The organism is Pseudomonas sp. GW821-FHT07E12, from assembly GCF_058986605.1.
Map to the genome: position 1 here is coordinate 87,526 of NZ_JBYSVX010000011.1, position 17,837 is coordinate 105,362.

Below are 17,837 nucleotides of genomic sequence, written 5' to 3' on the forward strand. Positions count from 1 at the left end.
CGTTCACACAGCCGGTAAACCGCGCGCGGTCTTGTAGGGAAATTCCTACAAAGGCGGCAAGGGTAGAATTGGTGGCCTCGTCATGTATTCGGAGTCTTCGATGGATAGCCGCAAGATCGACCAGTACGTCAGCGACAAATGGGACCAGGACATCGTCCCGCAGCTGGTCGATTACATCCGTATCCCCAACAAGTCGCCGATGTTCGACACCCATTGGGTCGCCAATGGCTACATGGACCAAGCCGTGACGCTGATGGAGGACTGGGCCCGGGCGCAGAAGATCGCCGGCCTGCAGGTCGAAGTAGTCCGCCTGGAAGGCCGTACGCCGTTGATCCTGCTGGAAATCCCGGCCAGCGGCCCGGAAACCGGCGATGACACCGTGCTGCTCTACGGCCACCTCGACAAGCAGCCGGAGATGACCGGCTGGGACGAGGACCTCGGCCCGTGGAAGCCGGTACTGCGCGGCGACAAGCTGTATGGCCGTGGCGGTGCCGACGACGGCTACGCGATCTTCGGCTCGCTGGCATCGATCATGGCGCTGCAGGAGCAGGGCCTGCCGCATGCGCGCTGCGTGATCCTGATCGAGGCCTGCGAGGAATCCGGCTCCTACGACCTGCCCGCCTACGTCGACCATCTGGCCGATCGGATCGGCAAGCCGTCGCTGGTGGTGTGCCTGGATTCGGGCTGCGCCAACTACGACCAGCTGTGGTGCACGACCTCGCTGCGCGGCCTGACCGGCGGCAACCTGACCGTCAAGGTGCTGGAGGAAGGCGTGCATTCCGGCGATGCCTCCGGCGTGGTGCCGTCGAGCTTCCGCCTGCTGCGCCAGCTGCTGTCGCGGATCGAGGACGAGAAGACCGGCCGCATCCTGCTCGACGACCTGCACGTGGAAGTGCCGGCCGAGCGGCTGGAACAGGCCAGGCGCGCCGCCGAGGTGGTCGATACCGCGATCTTCGACAAGTTCCCGCTGGTGGAAGGCCTGAAGCCGATGAGCGAGGACCTGACCGAGCTGGTGCTCAACCGCACCTGGCGCCCGGCGCTGTCGGTAACCGGTGTTGGCGGTATCCCGCCACTGGAATCGGCCGGCAATGTGCTGCGTCCGTTTACCTCGGTAAAGCTGTCGCTGCGCCTGCCCCCGACCGCCGATGGCAAGCGCAGTGGTGAACTGTTGAAGGAAGCGCTGCTGCGCGACCCGCCCAACGGCGCGCAGGTCACGCTGGAACTGGAGAAGGCTTCGACCGGCTGGAACGCACCGGCCATGGCACCTTGGCTGGCGCAGGCGATCGATGCGGCCAGCCAGGCGTTCTTCGGCAAGCCGGCGATGTACATGGGTGAAGGCGGCTCGATCCCGTTCATGGGCATGCTCGGCGAGAAATTCCCCGGCGCCCAGTTCATGATCACCGGCGTGCTCGGCCCGCATTCGAACGCGCATGGCCCGAACGAGTTCCTGCATATCCCGATGGGCAAGCGCGTCACTGCCTGTGTGTCCAAGGTGATCGCCGAGCACCATGCGGCCAGCCTGCGCGGGGAGACCAGCGGCTCGCCGGTGGCTGCCGACAGCGGCAGCCGTCATGGTGACCACGGCTGCTGCTGAATCGGGAATCGGGAAAGCCTTTTCGATCTCGATTCCCTGTAACCGGCTGTGGAGCTTTTCGCTTAGGTTTTTTTGTGGGAGGGGCTTCAGCCCCGACAGTGGGCTGGTACAGGCTGTCGGGACTGAAGTCCCTCCCACAACAGCAAGCTTCCCGAAGCAAGCTCTTGCCAATCTCGAATCCTTGCTTCAAAACCCAAGCCGAGCCCCGGAGCATCCCCAGATGCTAGTCTGCGCTGCGTTTCCCACCGGAGTGCCCCTATGAGCGGACTGTTCGGAAGCGGTAGCTGGCTCTACATCATCCTGGTCGGCTTCGTGGTCGGCCTGCTTGCGCGTTTCTTCATGCCGGGCAACAACCGCATGGGTTGCCTGCTGACGATCGTGCTCGGTATCGGCGGTGCGGTGGTGGCCGGGTGGTTCGGCCGCTACATGGGCTGGTACGTCGCCGGCGAGCCGGCCGGGTTCCTCGCTGCGCTGCTCGGTGCGGTGGCGATCCTCGTGCTGCTGCGATTGTTCACCCGCAAGTCCTGAGCACGCCCCCCTTCCCGTTTCCTCGAGGGCGGACGCCCGTAGCGCCCGCCCCGTTTTCCTGTATGCGATGACGCAAGCCACTGACAGCAATACCCTCCGCGAACCGCAGCGCCTGCGCTGGGCGCGGCAAGCCCTCGACGATGCCGCAGCGCGTCTGGTCCGAGCCTCGGTCGACGCCGGCTTCCGCAGCTACTGGCGCAGCGAGGGCCACGGCCCGTCGCGGATCGTGATGGATTCCCCACCCGGGCTTGAAGACGTGCGCCCCTGGCTGCGTATGCGACAGATGCTGGCAGACGGCGGCGTACGCGTGCCGCAGGTATTGGCGCAGGATGTCGAACTCGGATTCCTGCTGCTGGAAGACCTCGGCGGCCCCACCCTGGCGCAGGTACTCGACGATTCGAATGCCGATGCACTGCTAGACGCAGCGATCAGCCAATTGCTCGCATTGCAGAAGATCACGCCGCCGGACGATATCGGCCAGTTCGGCGAGGCGCTGCTGCAACGCGACGCGGGATTGTTCGAAGAATGGTTCCTCGGCCGCCATCTGGGCATCACGCTGGACTGCGGCGAAGCCGAGCAACTGCAACTCGTGCAGCGCCGGCTGATGGACAACGCGCTGGCGCAGCCACGCGTGCTGGTGCATCGCGACTTCATGCCGCGCAATCTGATGCCGGTCGCGGATGGGCCGGCGGTGCTGGATTTCCAGGACTGCGTGCTCGGACCGGTTGCCTATGACCCGGTCAGCCTGTTCAAGGACACCTCGGTGAGCTGGCCGCTGGCGCGGGTCGATGGCTGGCTGGCGCGCTACCACGCCCGCGCCGTCGAATCCGGCATCCCGGTGCCCGCCGACCGCGAACAATTCCTGCGCGATGCGGACTGGATGGGCGTGCAGCGTCATCTGAAGAACCTGGGCATCTTCTCGCGCCTGAACTACCGCGACGGCAAGGACTGGTACCTGCGCAACGTACCGCGCTTCATCACCTACCTCGATGAGGTGCTGCCGCGTCATCCGCAACTGCAGCCGCTGCAGCAGTTGCTCGATACACGCATTCGACCGGCGCTGGCTGCGCGCGAAGCCCAGGCCGGCGCATGAAGGCGCTGATCTTCGCCGCAGGCCTGGGCGAGCGCATGCGACCGCTCACTGACCACACGCCCAAGCCGCTGCTGGTGGCCGGCGGCGAACCACTGATCGTCTGGCACCTGCGCCGGCTGGCCGCGCTCGGCGTTCGCGATGTCGTGATCAATACCTCGTGGCTGGCCGAGCAGTTTCCGCAGACGCTTGGCGACGGCAGCCGCTTTGGCGTGCAGTTGCATTACTCGTTCGAAGGACCGGTACCGCTGGAAACCGGCGGCGGCATGCTGCACGCCCTACCGCTGCTGGACGATGCGCCGTTCATCGCGATCAATGGCGATATCTGGAGCGATTTCGACTTCGCGCGGCTACCGCAGTCACTGCAGGGCGAGGCGCATCTGGTGCTGGTCGACAACCCGGCTCACCATCCAGCAGGCGATTTCCAGTTACTGGACGACGGACAGCTGCGTGATCGCGAAACCGGGCAACCCGCGCTGACCTTCGCCGGGATCGGTGTGTACCGACCGGCGCTGCTGGCCGGCTGGCGTGAAGTGATCGGCTCGGCCACGGGCGCCGAAGAAACACCACCACGCTTCAAGCTGGCACCGTTGCTGCGCGCCGCGATGCAGGCCGGAAAGGTTACCGGCGAACATCACCGTGGGCGCTGGACCGACGTGGGCACGCCGGAGCGGCTGCACCAGCTCGACACATGGCTGCAGTCACAGCCCTCGTAGGAGCGGCTTCAGCCGCGATGGGGCTTTGCCTGGAAACCCTGTCGGGGCTAAAGCCCCTCCCACAGAAAATCGGAAATGCCCCATCGCGGCTGAAGCCGCTCCTACGGGACTTTTGATTCGCCCAGCACCCGGCGCAGGAACGGCACGGTGACACGCCGTTTGGCCGCGAGTGACTCGCGATCGAGCCGGTCAAGCAGCGTCACCAGCGTCGCCAGCTCGCGATCGCTGTGGACCAGCAGCCAGTCGATCGCCGCATCCTCCAGCACCAGTCCGCGTCGCTGCGCACGATCGCGCAGCACTGCGGCGCGGCCGGCATCGTCCAGCGCCGACAGGTTGATCCGCGTGCATTGCGACAGCCGCGAACGCAGATCCGGCAACACCAGCGCCAATGCATCGGGGGCGGACTGCGCGGTATAGAGCAGCGTCACGCCAGCCGCGCGCGCACGGTTGTGGAAGTCGAACAGCGCCACCTCGTCGTCGCGATTGCCGGCGATGCGCTCCAGACCATCGAGCGCGATCACGTCGCGGCCTTCCAGTGCCTCCAGTGCCTCGCGCAACCGGCCTGCCGCTGCCAGCAACGGCAGGTAGGCCGCGGAGCGACCGGCCTGCTCGGCGGCGGCACACAACGACAACGCCAGATGGGTCTTGCCACTGCCGGCCGGGCCGACGAGATACAGCCACTCGCCCACCGTGCCGGCGGCCATCGCCTGCAGGTGTTCGATGACCCCTTCCGGAGCGGCGACATAGCTTTCGAAACGCTGGTCCGGCGGATAACGCAGGGCCAGCGGCAACTGCGGAACGCTCACGTCGGATTGCCGTCCTTCGGCAGCTCGATCACCACGTGCTTGTCGACGTGGGTATCCAGCAGGATCGTCGACGGGTCGCCCGCGTACAGCTCACTGTGGCGATAGCGGTCATGCGCATAGCGCAGCAGCACGTTGGCCACCGCCGCCACCGGCAGCGCCAGCAGCATGCCAAGGAAGCCGAACAACTGGCCGCCTGCCATCACCGCGAAGATCACCGCCACCGGATGCAGGCCGATCTTGTCGCCGACGATGCGCGGCGTCAGCACGTAGCTCTCCAACAGCTGGCCGACCGTGAACGTCACCGCCAGCCCGACCATCAGCTTCAGGTCGAAGCCCTGCGCCTGCACCAGCGCCGCCAGCACTGCCAGCACCACGCCGGTGGTCGCGCCGAGGTACGGAATGAAACTGATCAGACCCGCCACCAGGCCGATCAACAGGCCCAGGTTGAGGCCACTGATCGACAACCCGCCGGCGTAGATCACGCCGAGCGCCAGCATCACCAGGAACTGGCCGCGGATGAACGCGCCCAGCACTTCGTTGGACTCCTGCGCCAGGCTGCTGACCGTGCCGATGTACTTGCGCGGGATGACCGCCGCCACACGCTCGACCAGCGTGTCCCAGTCGCGCAGGAAGTAGAACGTCAGGATCGGCAGCAGCGCGATGTTGAGCACCCAGGCGACCATCGCGAAGCCCGAGCGCGACAGGTAGCCGAAGAAGGTCTTGGCGACCCCGCCGGCCTGCTGCCAGTGCGCGCGGATCCACTCGATCAGGCGTTCCGGATCGAGCCAGCTCATCAGCTCCTGCCCGGTCTTCTGCTCGATCCACGGCACCGCGGTGCCGATCACCCAGTCGCGCATCTGCGGCAAGGCGTTGATCAGGGTGACGATCTGCCGCTCGATCATCGGCACCAGGATCATCAGCGCCACCACCACCAGCAGCAGCATCAACACGAACACCAGCACCACTGCGGTGTTGCGCGAACGTCCGGTGCGCTCGACGCGGTCGACCAGCGGATCGCCCAGCCAGCCCAGCAGCAACGCCAGCACGAACGGCGTCAGCACCGGCGCCAGCAGCCAGATGATCCAGAACACGCCCACGCCCAGCGCGGCCCATTTCAACGTACGCAGGAACTGGGCGATTTCAGCCTCGGGGGTCAGGTTCATTTGAGGCGGTACTCGGCGCGCTCGCCGTCGAGGATCACCGGGCCGTCGGTCGGTGCCGACACCGGCACCACCGGGCTATCGTCGCCGAGCATGCGGTTGAGGCCGGAGATGCCGGTCAGCAGTTCCAGATCGACCTCGAGCCGGTCGCCGGAAGCCTTGACCGGACGGATGCTGCGCACCACCGACACGCCCTGCAGCGCGGCGGACACGCGCAGGTAGTCGTCGGCACTGCGAATACCGGTGAACACGGCGCGGTAGATGCCGGGCGTGCCGGTCTCCACGCGCTTGGCGTAGCGCTTGACCAGCGCATCGGCGGCACCGTCGGCGCCAGCGGACATCGCCCGGCGCGCGTCACCGTCATTGGTGGACCAGGTCGAGAGCACCTTGCCGTCATCGACGAACGCCCAGTCCGCGGTCCAGCCACTGCCGGCGCGATACAGCTTGCCGATCAGCTGCATCGGCGGGCTGTAGCGGGCCGAGGCGCGCGCCACCGCGGCGGTGTCCTGGCGCCAGATCGCCCCGACCAGCGCCTGCTCGGCGGCACCGCCGGTCGGCAGACCGAGCCGGTAGCCGCGCTCGATCGCCCGATCCAGCACGCTGCGCGCGGCATTGGCCTGCTGCAGGCCGACCAGACGCGGACCACTGCCGTCGTCGATCGCCAGCCACAGCACCGGCTTGGGTCGCGGCTGCGGCCACACCGGCAGGCCGAGCGCGGCGATCAGACCATCCACATCGGCCTGACGGAAACGCGCCACCAGTGTGGTCTTGAAGGTCGGTGCCCCGCTCGCGGAGGTGCCTTGGTCCTGGCGGTAGTCGTAACTCTCGACGTAGCCACTGGCGCCGCGCAGCGCCTGCGGCACGCCGGGGCTGGCCATCACGTTGCGGTCGCCGGAGAGCTTGCCCAGCACCGCCCCCAGCGCACGCGCCAGCCCACCGGGCCGGTCGGACTCAGCCTGGCTGTTGACCGGGACTTCCGCCTCGTAGGCGCCCTGCGCCTTGGCCACGTCGCCTTCGGTACGCAGATCGGTCTGGGCCAAGGCCGGCGCCACCGGCAGCACGGCCGCCAGGGCGAGTAGAACAAGCAAACTACGGCGCATTGAGAATTCCATGGCTCGACGTATCCGGGGGAATTGTTGCCCGAATGCGGGCCGGGCGCCAACGTGGCTGCTAAAATCGCGCACTTTCCGCCGAGCCGCCGCCCGTGACCAGCCCATCCCACACCGCTCCCACGCCCCTGACCTACCGCGAAGCGGGTGTCGACATCGATGCCGGCAACGCCCTGGTGGAGCGCATCAAGCCGCTGGTCAAGCGCAGCTTCCGGCCGGAGGTGATGGGCGGACTGGGCGGATTCGGCGCGCTGTTCGACCTGTCGGGCAAGTACCGCGAGCCGGTGCTGGTGTCCGGCACCGATGGCGTCGGTACCAAGCTGAAGCTGGCCCAGCAGCTGAACCGCCACGACACGATCGGCATCGATCTGGTCGCCATGTGCGTCAACGACGTGCTGGTGCAGGGTGCCGAGCCGCTGTTCTTCCTGGATTACTTCGCCACCGGCAAGCTCGACGTGGACACCGCCGCGGCGGTGGTCGGCGGCATCGCGCGCGGCTGCGAGCTGAGCGGCTGCGCCCTGATCGGTGGCGAGACCGCCGAAATGCCGGACATGTATCCGCCGGGTGAGTACGACCTGGCCGGTTTCTGCGTGGCGGCGGTGGAGAAATCCGAACTGCTGGACGGCGCCAAGGTCCGCGCCGGCGACGTGTTGATCGGTATCGCCTCCTCCGGCCCGCATTCCAACGGCTATTCGCTGGTGCGGCGGATCTACGAGCGTGCCGGCTCCCCGGCCGACCTGGACATCGGCGGCGTCAAGCTGATCGACGCGCTGATGGCGCCGACCGCGCTGTACGTCAAGCCGGTGCTGGCGCTGCTGAAGTCGCACGGCGAGGCGATCCACGCGATGGCCCACGTCACCGGTGGCGGCCTGACCGAAAACATCATCCGGGTGATCCCCGAGGGCCTGGGCCTGGACATCGACGCCAGCCGCTGGCCGTTGCCGCCGGTGTTCCAGTGGCTGCAGCGCGAGGGCGCAGTGGCCGACGAGGAGATGTGGCGCACCTTCAACTGCGGCATCGGCTTCGTGCTGGTGGCCGACCCGAGCCAGGTCGCGGCGCTGGAGCAGGCGCTGGATGGCCAGGGTCTGGCGCACTGGCAGATCGGCCAGGTGGTCACGGTCGACGCCGGCGAACGCGTGCGCATCGGCTGAACCGCGAGCCCCCTATGGAAACCGCCATGCCAGTCCCTCCACTGCCGGCTACGCCGGAGGACATACAGCAGCTCAAGCTGCTCTCGGTGTTCCATTACGTGATCGCCGGCGTCACCGCCCTGTTCTCGCTGTTCCCGCTGATCCACCTGTTCATGGGCCTGGCGATCGTCACGGGCCGCATGCCGATGGAGACTCATGGCGCGCAAGCCCAGTCCTTGGATCCACAGTGGCTCGGCTGGTTCTTCGTGGGTTTCGCGGCCCTGTTCATCTGCGCCGGCATGACGCTGGCGGTGTTCATGGCCTATGCCGGACGCTGCATTGCGCAGCGTCGGCGTCACCTGCTGTGCCTGATCGTGGCCGGTATCTCCTGCTCGCTCATGCCGTTCGGCACGGTGCTCGGCGTGTTCACGCTGGTGGTGCTGCTGCGCCCGCAGGTGAAGGGCCTGTTCACCACGATGACGCCTGCGTCCTGATCCGTGACGGCACCGGGACAGGACAACGCCGACCGCATGAGCACGCGTATCGCAGTACTGGCCTCCGGCCGTGGCAGCAATCTGCAGGCCATCCTCGATGCCATCGACGATGGCCGGCTGGCAGCCCGGGTGGTCGGGGTGTTTTCCGATCGACCCGGCGCGCTTGCACTGGACAAGGTGGCCGAGCCGCTGCGCTGGTCGGCCACGCCCAAGGATTTCCCGAGCCGCGAGGCCTTCGACAGCGCACTCGGCGATGCGATCGCGGCCAGCCGGCCGGACTGGATCGTCTGCGCCGGCTACATGCGCATCCTCGGCGAAGCGCTGGTGCGCCGTTTCGCCGGCCGCATGGTCAACATCCATCCCTCGCTGCTGCCCAAGCATCGCGGCCTGCACACCCACGCGCGCGCGCTGGAAGCCGGCGATGCCGAACATGGCGCCAGCGTGCATTTCGTGGTCCCGGAACTGGATGCCGGCCCGGTGATCGCGCAGGCAGTGCTGCCGATCCTGCCCGGCGACAGCGCCGACACCCTCGCCGCGCGCGTGCTGGAACGCGAGCATCCGCTGCTGATCGCCAGCCTGGCCTTGCTGGCGGAAGGCCGCCTGAATGAACGCGAGGGAACCCTGCACCTGGACGGTCAGGGCTTGTTTACGCCGCTGCGCCTAGATTCGGCAGGCCATCTTTCGCGCTGAATACGGACACATCCTCGTGACCCGACTTCAGGCATCCTGATGTCTGGCCTCCTCCGTACCGGTCACCACTGTCGCCATGCCCTCCTTCCGTTCGACGCTGCTGTTGGTCTCCCTGCTGTTGCCGATAGCAATCGGCAGTGCGCAGGAGCCGCCGCCCGCCCCATCCGCGCCTGGCCAGCTGCCCGCACCGGAATGGACGCCGCCGGCGCTGGAGCCCTTCGTCGCGACCTACCAGGCCTTCTACAAGGGCAAGGAAGCCGGCGATGCGACCATGCAGGTCACCCATACCAGCGGTGACGAGTGGCGCGTGGACATGAGCCTGCGTGGGCGCAAGGGCTTTGCCAGCGTGCTGGGCCTGAACATCGAGCAGAGCACGGTGTTCCAGAACACCGGCAACGTCTATGTGCCGCTGACCCAGAGCACGGTCAGGAAGGCGCTGTTCTTCGGCAAGAAGGTCACCGGCGTCTACGACTGGAAGAACGGCACCGTGCAGTGGGACGGCGACCTGAAGAAGGAACGTCGCCAGCCGATCACGCTCAATCCCGGCGACCAGAGCGCATTGCTGCTGAACCTGTCGCTGATGCGCGACGCACTGCCGGGCAAGACGTTGAGCTATCGCTACGTCGACCTGGGCCGGGTCAAGCAGTACGACTACAAGGCCGCCGATGCCACCGAGAACGTACAGGTCGGCGATCTCAGCTACGACGCATTGCGCATCCAGCGCATCAACAGCGGCGACAACGAAACCATCCTCTGGATCGCCAACGGCGTGCCAACCCCGGTGCGCATCCTGCAACGCGACAAAGGCGAGGACCAGATCGACCTGCGCCTGATCGAATATCAAGGAGTCTGACCCGATATGAACAGCCTCAAGCGTCCCCTCACCCTTATTGCCGCCGCCGGACTGGCGCTGGCGAGCCTGCCCGCGCTGGCGATCCAGCCGTTCCAGGCCAACTACCTGGCCAACTACATGGGCATGCAGGCCAACGGCACCATGACCGTGGCGGCCACCGGCAACAACCAATGGCGCTATACGCTGACGATCCAGAACCAGCTCGCCAACCTCAGCCAGAACACGGTATTCGACGAGCAGAACGGCCAGTTGCGCCCGCTGAGCAGCAACGACACATCCGCACTGCTGGTGAAGAAGCGCAACGTGCAGGCCAACTACGACTGGAACAGCCACCAGGCCACCTGGACCGGCGACATCAAGCCGGATCGGCGTGGCCCGGTCGCACTGCAGGCCGGCGACATGGATGCCCTGCTGATCAACCTGGCGATCGTGCGCGACCTGGCCGCCGGCAAGCCGCTCAACTACCGCATGGTCGACGAAGGGCGCATCAAGCCGATGAACTACAAGGTCGTGGGCAAGGAGAACATCACCGTCAACGGCAAGTCGCAGCAGGCGACCAAGGTTTCGCGCACCGACGGCGACAAGGAACTGATTGCCTGGATCGTGCCCGACCTGCCGGTGCCGGCACGACTGCTGCAGCGGGACAAGGGCCAGGACTCGCTGGATCTGACTATCCAGTCGCTGCGCTGAGGCGCGCGCCGAATCAGCAGAATCGAGCCACCTCAAAACCATGATGCTTGAAGGGTGGAACCGCTAAGCGGACTTTGTTCCACCGCATTCCGAATAGGAGAGGACCGTAAAACGGCCCTCTCCTTTTTTTATTTACTTCATTGCCAACGTAACCTGGACTTGCTGATTAGCAGCGGGTGAATACTTGTAATCGGGCCGATCCTCAGGTGATCTGTAGCGAATAGCAGCTGAGGCTCCTTCTTCGGCGCATATAACCTGACAAGACTCATCAAGCCCCTGACAGTACGTACTACTTGTTCCATATGCTGCGTAGCAGGCTACAACTGCCTTGTCGCAGCCATCGCACATTGGCGTATTGCTCGCAGCCAACACCGGCACAGCCATCACGGTCAAACAAGCGAACAAGGACATTCGGGCAACGGTAGCCATATTAAATCCCCTATGCGCCTCCGAATGAGGCACACCCGATGCTATGCAGTCTTTTTGCATTCCCCTTGCCAGTTCGCATCACATAAAAAGAAAGCGGCCCCGAAGGACCGCTTTCGACAACAAACGCTAGCGTGGACTTCTTACCACTCGTACATCACTTGCACACTTGCGGTCAGCGGATCGGTGTAGTACTGACCCAGCTTGTAGGTCTCGTAGTACGTCGTTGTACCGGTCGAATTGACCTTCTCGTATGTCTGATAGACCTGCAACGGTTTGATGTTGTTGAACAGGTTCAGTACCGTCAGCTGCGCAGTCAGACCCTTGATCGCTTGCGGCTTGTAGACCAGGTTCGGACTGAACGTGAAGGTCCAAGGCGTCCGGCCCGAGGTGCCCTGCTGGCTGACCTCGCCGTTGCAGTAATGCCAGGCACTGGTGTAGCCGTACTCCGTGTCCGCCGTACCATAACCACCGCCGTAGCAGCTGATCGGCGCGCCTGACTGGATCGCCACGTTCAAACCCACCTGCCATTCCGGGGTGAACTTGTAGCCGCCGTACAGCTTGATCTGATGACGACGATCGTTGGCCAAGTAGCCATACGAGCCCTTCATGATCTCGGCGAAGTCGAAGTCGGAGGTCGTGCCGGTGTCGGACTGGCCGTTGTTCGACTTCACCAGGCCCTCGTAGTTGCCCTGGCTCTTGGACCAGGTGTACGAGAAGTTGCCGTACCACTTGTCGGTGCCCTTCTCGCCACTCAGCGTCACCGCCTTGTAGGTGCGGCGGGCCTTCGGACCCAGCGAGCTGGCCGACATCGTGATGGTCTCTGCCGTGCCATCACCGTTGACGTCGGTGGTGATGGTCGAGCTGCTGCCCGGGTTGTACAGCCAGCAACCGGCGATACCGCTCGGCGTGGTCCACTGGTCTTCCCAACTGGACACGTCGTAGCCGGCCGCCGAAGCCGCGTTGTACAGCGCCGAGGCCGAGCAGGTGTCGTCGATCGCGTTGTGGATCTTGCGATAGGTCGCCTTGACGCCCAGCACCCAGCCATCGAGGAAGTCGTTGCCGCTGTTCAAGGTGTACTGATAACCCAGGATCGCCTCATCCTGCGTGTATGGCTTCAGATTCTTGCTTGTGACCGACTTAGCGTTCGGCACGGATCCGTCTTCTCCGTTCACCACTCCACTATCAACTGCTGTAGTGCCGGTAGGCGTTCCATTGGACGACACCCCGGTGTAGGTATAAACCGTGTAGGTGTAGTACGAGGCACTGGCTGCGCGCAGCGCGACGTTTGCGGCGATTGGAAGCGCGTAGCGCCCCAGGTTGCCGTACAGGCGCGAGCGACCGTCGCCGTTCATGTCCCAGGAAAAGCCCAGGCGTGGTTGCCAGATGTTGTCCTGCTGCACGAACACCTCGCCCGAGGTGTTGTAGTTCTTGAACGAGTCGTTGCGCACACCGATCGACAGCAGGAAATTGTCGGTGATGTGCCAATGATCCTGGACGTACCAGGAATTCTGCTTTACCTCGACCTTGCCGCCGGTCTTGTAAACATAGTCATAGACGTAAGTGTCGTTGACGTAATAGTAGTAATGACCGCCCGAATAGGACTCGCCCTCCTTGACGTTGACGTCGTTGTAGTCGTAACCGAACTTCAGCTCGTGGTCGCCCAGCGTCCAGTCGAAGTCCAGGCGATAGTCGTCGCGCTTGCTGTAGCCATTGGACACACCCAGCGTGCTGGAGATGTAGCAGCTGTTCTCCGAGCCGGTGTAACTGGAAGCATAGTAGACGACCGGACAACCGGAACTGGCCGAATTGACGTTGCCGTCATAGCTGGTGGTCGTGCCATCCGGACTGATCGTGTACTGCTCGCTCTTGCTCTTCATGCGACCGTACTGCGTCGACATGGTCAGGTCGTCGGTCAGGTTGCTGGTCCACTTGAAAATCGTCGTCGGGCCGCCGCTCTTGGAGACCAGCTGCCCGTTGTACTTGCTCTTGTATGCGCTATTGCCGTCGTAACCGACGTTGTAATAGTCGTAAGTGGTACGACTGCTGTTGTCGAAGCCAGTGAATTCAAGGTGATTGGTATCGTTGGGATACCAGTCCAGCTTGACCAGCTTGTATGGCTTGGTGGTGTCGTAGTCATACATCGTCGACGAGGTACTGCTGGAGGACGAGCGCCCTCCCCAGCTGGAGCCCGTCTTCCTGTCCAGCGATCCCAGCACGAAGATGAAGAGCTTGTCCTGGATCAGCGGGCCACCTTCCCAGATCGTATAGACGTTCTGGTTGGTCTTGTTCTTGCTCAGCGCGCGGAACAGGTTGCCGTTGCGGAAGTACTCGTCGTCCAGATGAGCACGCAGGGCGTCCGGACTGGAATCGATGCTGACGCCACCATGCCACTCGTTGGTACCGCGCTTGATGTTGACGCTGGTGACGCCACCGGTGGAGAAGCCGTACTCGGCGCCGTAGCCGCCGGTCTGCACATCGAGCTGGTCGATCGCCTGCCACGGCACCTCGCTGAACGACAGATAGTCGTACGAGTTGGTGACGTTCATGCCGTTGACGTAGTAGCTGTTCTCCGCCACCGACGCACCACCGAACGAGTTCAGGTTGCCGAAGTAGCCACTGCCCTGCGTGGTGCCCGGAGTCAGTCGGGCAACGCTGCTCACGTCGCGCGGCACGGGCAATTCGTCGAGCTGCTTGGCGCTGAACGTGGTGCGGGACTCGACGCTGCTCACGTCGATGCCGCTCGCCACCATCGGCGCCTTGACGACCACCGTGTCCATGGCTTGCGCATCCAGGTTGGCCTGCACTGTCTGCCCTGCCAGCACCTGCACCTGGCGCGTGGCGACGACACTGCCGCCCTCCACCAGACTCACTTCATAGTTGCCGGTCGGCAATGCCGGAATACGGAACTTGCCGTCGCTGCCGAGCGCGATGCTGCGCGCGATACCTGAATCGGTGTTCTTGATCTGGATCTGCGCGCCTTCGGCATAGGTGGCGCTGCCGACGATGTCGCCGGCGGTACTCTGGGCCAGCGCGGTCATCTGCGACAGGCACAGGCCCAATACCACGGCCAGCGCGGTGCGCTTCACCGTGGCGTGTTTGTAGGAAGAAAGGATCATTAAGCTGGCTTCTTGGCTGATGGGACGGCAGCGCGCATGCACTGATGACGTTGCCCGGCGCATTCCGAATTAACGAAACTTGCACCAAGGCTTAGCGGAATCTAAGCGAACGATTCGTTCAGCCGTTTCGTCCACACGACACACGCAATCGCCCCATCACATCCCGACGCCATGCATCGACAACGGCATGCAACGTGGGCTTGCCAGCACGAATACGAAAACCAACGGTGGCGCCGCTTTCGCCACACCATGCATGTGTCAGCCGCGTGAACGGTCAGGCACGAAAAAGCCTCGATCCCGCCCCCACATACAGCCCGGCTTCAGCCTCATGAACCCCGAACGATCTCCGGACAAACAAAAACCGCGGCTTGCACCGCGGTTTTTGTTTGTGCCGATGGAGCGCCGTGCGTTACTTGGGCTTGGCCTCGCCAGCCGGCTCCTGCTTGAACACGGTGCGGCAGTCGACCCGGATCTGCTGGCCGCTGCTGCGCCAATAGAAGGTGTTGCAGTGGCGATTGCCTTCGACTGTCTTCTTCACCGCCACCGCATAGAACGACTGCGCGATCTCGCTGCGACTGGCCACGCCGTCGCCATTCCAGTCCATGTCGCGGAATTCGACGCCCTGGGTGATCGCCATGCCCGCGTACCAGGCGTAGCCCAGCCACGACAGCACCACCAGCATGATGACCGCCAGCGCCTTGCGGCGTGCGGTGAAGCGGCCGCGCAGGATCATGCGATGCGCCGGATGGTCGCGCCCAGCGCCCCCAGCTTCTCCTCGATGTTTTCGTAACCACGGTCCAGGTGGTAGATGCGGTCGATCGTGGTCTCGCCGTCGGCGACCAGACCAGCCAGGATCAGCGATGCGGAAGCGCGCAGATCGGTGGCCATCACCGGCGCGCCGCCCAGCCGCTCCACACCCTGCACGATCGCGGTGTGGCCTTCGACCTGGATGTTCGCGCCCAGCCGCATCAGCTCGTTGACGTGCATGAAGCGGTTTTCGAAGATCGTCTCGTTGATCACGCCCACGCCTTCGGCCACGCAGTTGAGCGCCATGAACTGCGCCTGCATGTCGGTCGGGAACGCCGGGTACGGTGCGGTCGTCAGGTTGACCGCACGCGGGCGCCGGCCCTGCATGTCGAGCGTGATCACATCATCGGTGCAGGTCAGCACGGCGCCAGCCTCCTTGAGCTTTTCCAGCACCGCATCGAGCGTCTGCGGACGCGCGCGCCGCACGGTGATGCTGCCGCCGGTCATCGCCGCTGCGACCAGGAACGTGCCGGTCTCGATGCGATCCGGCAGCACCGCGTGGCGACCGCCGCTCAACCGCTCCACGCCCTCGATCACGATCCGCGAGGTGCCCGCACCCTGGATCTTCGCGCCGAGCGCGGCCAGGCACTCGGCCAGATCCACCACCTCGGGCTCCATCGCCGCGTTCTCCAGCACCGTGGTGCCGTCGGCCAGCACCGCCGCCATCAGCACGTTCTCGGTACCGGTGACGCTGACCATGTCGAACACATAGCGCCCGCCCTTCAGGCGGCCGTTGCTGGAAGCCTTGATGTAGCCGTTCTCGACCACGATCTCCGCGCCCAGCGCCTGCAGCCCCTTGATGTGCTGGTCGACCGGGCGCGAACCGATCGCGCAGCCACCCGGCAGCGAGACTTCAGCCGCGCCATGCCGGGCCAGCAACGGCCCCAGCACCAAGATCGAAGCGCGCATGGTCTTGACCAGCTCGTAGGGCGCCACATGCTGGTTGACGGTGCGCGGATCGACGGTGATCGAGCTGCCCCTGGAGAGCGTGCCTTCGTCGAGGCTGACCTCGGCGCCCAGCTCGCTCAGCAGCTTGACCGTGGTGATCACGTCGTGCAGGTGCGGCACGTTGGTGATCTCCACCGGCGCATCGGCCAGCAAGGTCGCGCAGAGGATGGGCAGCACCGCGTTCTTGGCGCCGGAAATGTTGACTTCACCATGCAGCGGCTTGCCGCCGGTCACTACGATCTTTGCCATGTTCTTTGCGAGATATCCGGAAATGTGGCTTTGCGTAGGAGCGGCTTCAGCCGCGATGGGGCTATGCCGGTAAAGCCCTATCGCGGCTGAAGCCGCTCCTACAGGGATTCAGAAAGGGGGCGGAATCAGGGGGCCTCGTCAGGCGTGATGGTCTTCAGCTGCAGCGCGTGGATCGCCCCGCCCATCAGCTCGCCAAGCGTGGCGTACACCATCCGGTGCCGGGCCAGCGGCAGCCGGCCGCGGAATGCTTCACAGACCACGGTCGCCTCGAAATGCACCCCGTCCTCGCCCTGCACCTCGGCGCGGGCTTGCGGCAGGCCGGTCTCGATGAGTTTACGGATGGTTTCGGCGTCCAACGGGCTTTCCTAATAAAATGAGCGACCATTCTACTCTCCGTCCGGGTCCCGCATGGCCGTGTCGCCCCTGTCCCTCGATACCGTCCACGACGCCGATCTGGTCGCCAGCGGCCGCCGCGTGGTCGAGATCGAGCGGGGCGCGCTCGCCACCGTGGGCGAGCGCATCGGCGCAGAATTCGCAGCGGCCTGCCGCCTGATCCTGAGCTGCCGCGGTCGTGTGGTCGCGATCGGCATGGGCAAATCCGGCCACATCGCCCGCAAGATCGCCGCCACGCTGGCCTCGACCGGCACCCCGGCGTTCTTCGTCCACCCCGGCGAGGCCGGCCATGGCGACCTGGGCATGATCACCGAGGCCGACGTGGTGCTGGCGCTGTCCTACTCGGGCGAATCCGACGAAATCCTCACGCTGCTGCCGGTGCTCAAGCGCCAGGGCAACCCGATCATCGCGATGACCGGGCGTCCGACCTCCACACTGGCCCAGGCCGCCGATGCGCACTTGGACGTGAGCATTCCGGTCGAAGCCTGCCCGCTGGAACTGGCCCCGACCTCCAGCACCACCGCCTCGCTGGCGATGGGCGACGCACTCGCGGTGGCGCTGCTGGACGCGCGCGGCTTCACCGCCGACGACTTCGCCCGCTCGCACCCGGCCGGCAGCCTCGGACGCCGCCTGCTGCTGCACATCACCGATGTGATGCACGGTGGCGACGATCTGCCAAGCGTGCGCGAGGACGCCAGCCTCAGCGAGGCACTGGTCGAGATGAGCCGCAAGCGTCTGGGCATGACCACGATCGTCGATGCCGACGGCACCCTGCTCGGCCTGTTCACCGACGGCGACCTGCGCCGCGCCCTGGATAGCGACATCGACGTACGCAACACCCGCATCGTCGAGGTGATGACGCGCAATCCGCGCACCATCGGCGCCGATCAGCTGGCCGCCGAGGCAGCCCGGCTGATGGAGGCCTACAAGATCAACGGCCTGATCGTGGTCGACGAGCGCCAGCGCGCGGTCGGCGCGCTCAACATTCACGATCTATTGCGCGCCAAGGTGGTCTAACCCCATGACCGCCATGGA

The 17,837-nt window shown here is 65.0% G+C and carries 17 protein-coding genes; 10 read left to right on the plus strand and 7 right to left on the minus strand.

The genetic code is table 11. The features are described 5' to 3' along the window. The first annotated feature begins 100 nt into the window (after window positions 1–100). The 4 genes from AC3WJE_RS08635 to murU all read left to right on the plus strand — a co-directional run bounded on the left by AC3WJE_RS08635 (window position 101) and on the right by murU (window position 3,928). Window positions 101–1,594, plus strand: a complete 1,494-nt coding sequence (locus AC3WJE_RS08635) for a M20 family metallopeptidase (RefSeq protein WP_493730373.1) — start codon at window positions 101–103, stop codon at window positions 1,592–1,594. Between the two features lie 258 nt (window positions 1,595–1,852). Beyond that, window positions 1,853–2,122: a GlsB/YeaQ/YmgE family stress response membrane protein gene (locus AC3WJE_RS08640; RefSeq protein ID WP_493730374.1), complete on the plus strand. Its 270-nt coding sequence runs from the start codon at window positions 1,853–1,855 to the stop codon at window positions 2,120–2,122. A gap of 67 nt (window positions 2,123–2,189) precedes the next feature. Continuing rightward, window positions 2,190–3,215, plus strand: coding sequence for an aminoglycoside phosphotransferase family protein (locus AC3WJE_RS08645; protein WP_493730375.1), 1,026 nt, complete (start codon window positions 2,190–2,192; stop codon window positions 3,213–3,215). Continuing rightward, on the plus strand, window positions 3,212–3,928 hold the full coding sequence (murU, locus tag AC3WJE_RS08650) for an N-acetylmuramate alpha-1-phosphate uridylyltransferase MurU (RefSeq protein ID WP_493730376.1): 717 nt from the start codon (window positions 3,212–3,214) through the stop codon (window positions 3,926–3,928). Before AC3WJE_RS08645 ends, murU begins: the two co-directional genes overlap by 4 nt. A 101-nt stretch (window positions 3,929–4,029) precedes the next feature. Here murU and hda read toward each other — a convergent pair whose 3' ends face one another. The 3 genes from hda to AC3WJE_RS08665 are packed head-to-tail and all read right to left on the minus strand — an operon-like array spanning window position 4,030 to window position 6,994. Further along, on the minus strand, window positions 4,030–4,734 hold the full coding sequence (gene hda, locus AC3WJE_RS08655; RefSeq protein ID WP_493730377.1) for a DnaA regulatory inactivator Hda: 705 nt from the start codon (window positions 4,732–4,734) through the stop codon (window positions 4,030–4,032). Then, window positions 4,731–5,897 (minus strand): AI-2E family transporter, encoded by a 1,167-nt coding sequence (locus AC3WJE_RS08660; protein ID WP_493730378.1) that lies wholly within the window; start codon window positions 5,895–5,897, stop codon window positions 4,731–4,733. Before AC3WJE_RS08660 ends, hda begins: the two co-directional genes overlap by 4 nt. Further along, window positions 5,894–6,994 carry a DUF2066 domain-containing protein gene (locus AC3WJE_RS08665; RefSeq protein WP_493730379.1) on the minus strand — a complete coding sequence of 367 codons (1,101 nt, stop codon included), beginning with the start codon at window positions 6,992–6,994 and terminating at the stop codon, window positions 5,894–5,896. Before AC3WJE_RS08665 ends, AC3WJE_RS08660 begins: the two co-directional genes overlap by 4 nt. Window positions 6,995–7,131: 137 nt before the next feature. Here AC3WJE_RS08665 and purM point away from each other — a divergent pair, with 137 nt between their 5' ends. From purM to AC3WJE_RS08690, 5 genes are all read left to right on the plus strand, one after another. After that, window positions 7,132–8,154, plus strand: a complete 1,023-nt coding sequence (gene purM / locus AC3WJE_RS08670) for a phosphoribosylformylglycinamidine cyclo-ligase (RefSeq protein ID WP_493730414.1) — start codon at window positions 7,132–7,134, stop codon at window positions 8,152–8,154. 26 nt (window positions 8,155–8,180) lie between these two features. Then, on the plus strand, window positions 8,181–8,627 hold the full coding sequence (locus tag AC3WJE_RS08675) for a hypothetical protein (RefSeq protein ID WP_493730380.1): 447 nt from the start codon (window positions 8,181–8,183) through the stop codon (window positions 8,625–8,627). Between the two features lie 36 nt (window positions 8,628–8,663). After that, the gene (purN, locus tag AC3WJE_RS08680) at window positions 8,664–9,317 is read left to right on the plus strand and encodes a phosphoribosylglycinamide formyltransferase (protein WP_493730381.1); all 654 of its coding nucleotides are present in this window, start codon (window positions 8,664–8,666) and stop codon (window positions 9,315–9,317) included. A 76-nt stretch (window positions 9,318–9,393) separates the two neighbouring features. Further along, window positions 9,394–10,170: a DUF3108 domain-containing protein gene (locus AC3WJE_RS08685; RefSeq protein WP_493730382.1), complete on the plus strand. Its 777-nt coding sequence runs from the start codon at window positions 9,394–9,396 to the stop codon at window positions 10,168–10,170. 6 nt (window positions 10,171–10,176) lie between these two features. After that, window positions 10,177–10,860: a DUF3108 domain-containing protein gene (locus AC3WJE_RS08690; protein ID WP_493730383.1), complete on the plus strand. Its 684-nt coding sequence runs from the start codon at window positions 10,177–10,179 to the stop codon at window positions 10,858–10,860. Window positions 10,861–11,429: 569 nt separating this feature from the next. On the opposite strand, the gene AC3WJE_RS08695 is transcribed toward AC3WJE_RS08690, so the two are convergent. The 4 genes from AC3WJE_RS08695 to AC3WJE_RS08710 form a co-directional block, all read right to left on the minus strand. Continuing rightward, window positions 11,430–14,405 (minus strand): TonB-dependent receptor, encoded by a 2,976-nt coding sequence (locus AC3WJE_RS08695; RefSeq protein ID WP_493730384.1) that lies wholly within the window; start codon window positions 14,403–14,405, stop codon window positions 11,430–11,432. A gap of 409 nt (window positions 14,406–14,814) precedes the next feature. Continuing rightward, on the minus strand, window positions 14,815–15,138 hold the full coding sequence (locus AC3WJE_RS08700) for a hypothetical protein (protein WP_493730385.1): 324 nt from the start codon (window positions 15,136–15,138) through the stop codon (window positions 14,815–14,817). Next, on the minus strand, window positions 15,135–16,409 hold the full coding sequence (gene murA / locus AC3WJE_RS08705) for a UDP-N-acetylglucosamine 1-carboxyvinyltransferase (RefSeq protein WP_493730386.1): 1,275 nt from the start codon (window positions 16,407–16,409) through the stop codon (window positions 15,135–15,137). The genes AC3WJE_RS08700 and murA overlap by 4 nt, the downstream gene beginning before the upstream one ends. Before the next feature lie 125 nt (window positions 16,410–16,534). Then, window positions 16,535–16,765 carry a BolA family protein gene (locus AC3WJE_RS08710; RefSeq protein ID WP_493730387.1) on the minus strand — a complete coding sequence of 77 codons (231 nt, stop codon included), beginning with the start codon at window positions 16,763–16,765 and terminating at the stop codon, window positions 16,535–16,537. 52 nt (window positions 16,766–16,817) lie between these two features. On the opposite strand from AC3WJE_RS08710, the gene AC3WJE_RS08715 reads away from it, so the two are divergent. After that, window positions 16,818–17,819 carry a KpsF/GutQ family sugar-phosphate isomerase gene (locus tag AC3WJE_RS08715; RefSeq protein ID WP_493730388.1) on the plus strand — a complete coding sequence of 334 codons (1,002 nt, stop codon included), beginning with the start codon at window positions 16,818–16,820 and terminating at the stop codon, window positions 17,817–17,819. The last annotated feature ends 18 nt before the right edge of the window (window positions 17,820–17,837 follow it).

Excerpts from the sequence above, each read along its gene's own strand:
- purN (WP_493730381.1), top strand. The coding sequence starts at position 8,664 with ATGAGCACGCGTATCGCAGTACTGGCCTCCGGCCGTGGCAGCAATCTG.
- AC3WJE_RS08660 (WP_493730378.1), bottom strand. The coding sequence starts at position 5,897 with ATGAACCTGACCCCCGAGGCTGAAATCGCCCAGTTCCTGCGTACGTTG.
- murU (WP_493730376.1), top strand. The coding sequence starts at position 3,212 with ATGAAGGCGCTGATCTTCGCCGCAGGCCTGGGCGAGCGCATGCGACCG.
- AC3WJE_RS08695 (WP_493730384.1), bottom strand. The coding sequence starts at position 14,405 with ATGATCCTTTCTTCCTACAAACACGCCACGGTGAAGCGCACCGCGCTG.
- AC3WJE_RS08700 (WP_493730385.1), bottom strand. The coding sequence starts at position 15,138 with ATGATCCTGCGCGGCCGCTTCACCGCACGCCGCAAGGCGCTGGCGGTC.
- AC3WJE_RS08665 (WP_493730379.1), bottom strand. The coding sequence starts at position 6,994 with ATGCGCCGTAGTTTGCTTGTTCTACTCGCCCTGGCGGCCGTGCTGCCG.
- AC3WJE_RS08685 (WP_493730382.1), top strand. The coding sequence starts at position 9,394 with ATGCCCTCCTTCCGTTCGACGCTGCTGTTGGTCTCCCTGCTGTTGCCG.
- murA (WP_493730386.1), bottom strand. The coding sequence starts at position 16,409 with ATGGCAAAGATCGTAGTGACCGGCGGCAAGCCGCTGCATGGTGAAGTC.
- AC3WJE_RS08645 (WP_493730375.1), top strand. The coding sequence starts at position 2,190 with ATGACGCAAGCCACTGACAGCAATACCCTCCGCGAACCGCAGCGCCTG.
- AC3WJE_RS08715 (WP_493730388.1), top strand. The coding sequence starts at position 16,818 with ATGGCCGTGTCGCCCCTGTCCCTCGATACCGTCCACGACGCCGATCTG.
- AC3WJE_RS08690 (WP_493730383.1), top strand. The coding sequence starts at position 10,177 with ATGAACAGCCTCAAGCGTCCCCTCACCCTTATTGCCGCCGCCGGACTG.
- AC3WJE_RS08635 (WP_493730373.1), top strand. The coding sequence starts at position 101 with ATGGATAGCCGCAAGATCGACCAGTACGTCAGCGACAAATGGGACCAG.
- AC3WJE_RS08640 (WP_493730374.1), top strand. The coding sequence starts at position 1,853 with ATGAGCGGACTGTTCGGAAGCGGTAGCTGGCTCTACATCATCCTGGTC.
- AC3WJE_RS08675 (WP_493730380.1), top strand. The coding sequence starts at position 8,181 with ATGCCAGTCCCTCCACTGCCGGCTACGCCGGAGGACATACAGCAGCTC.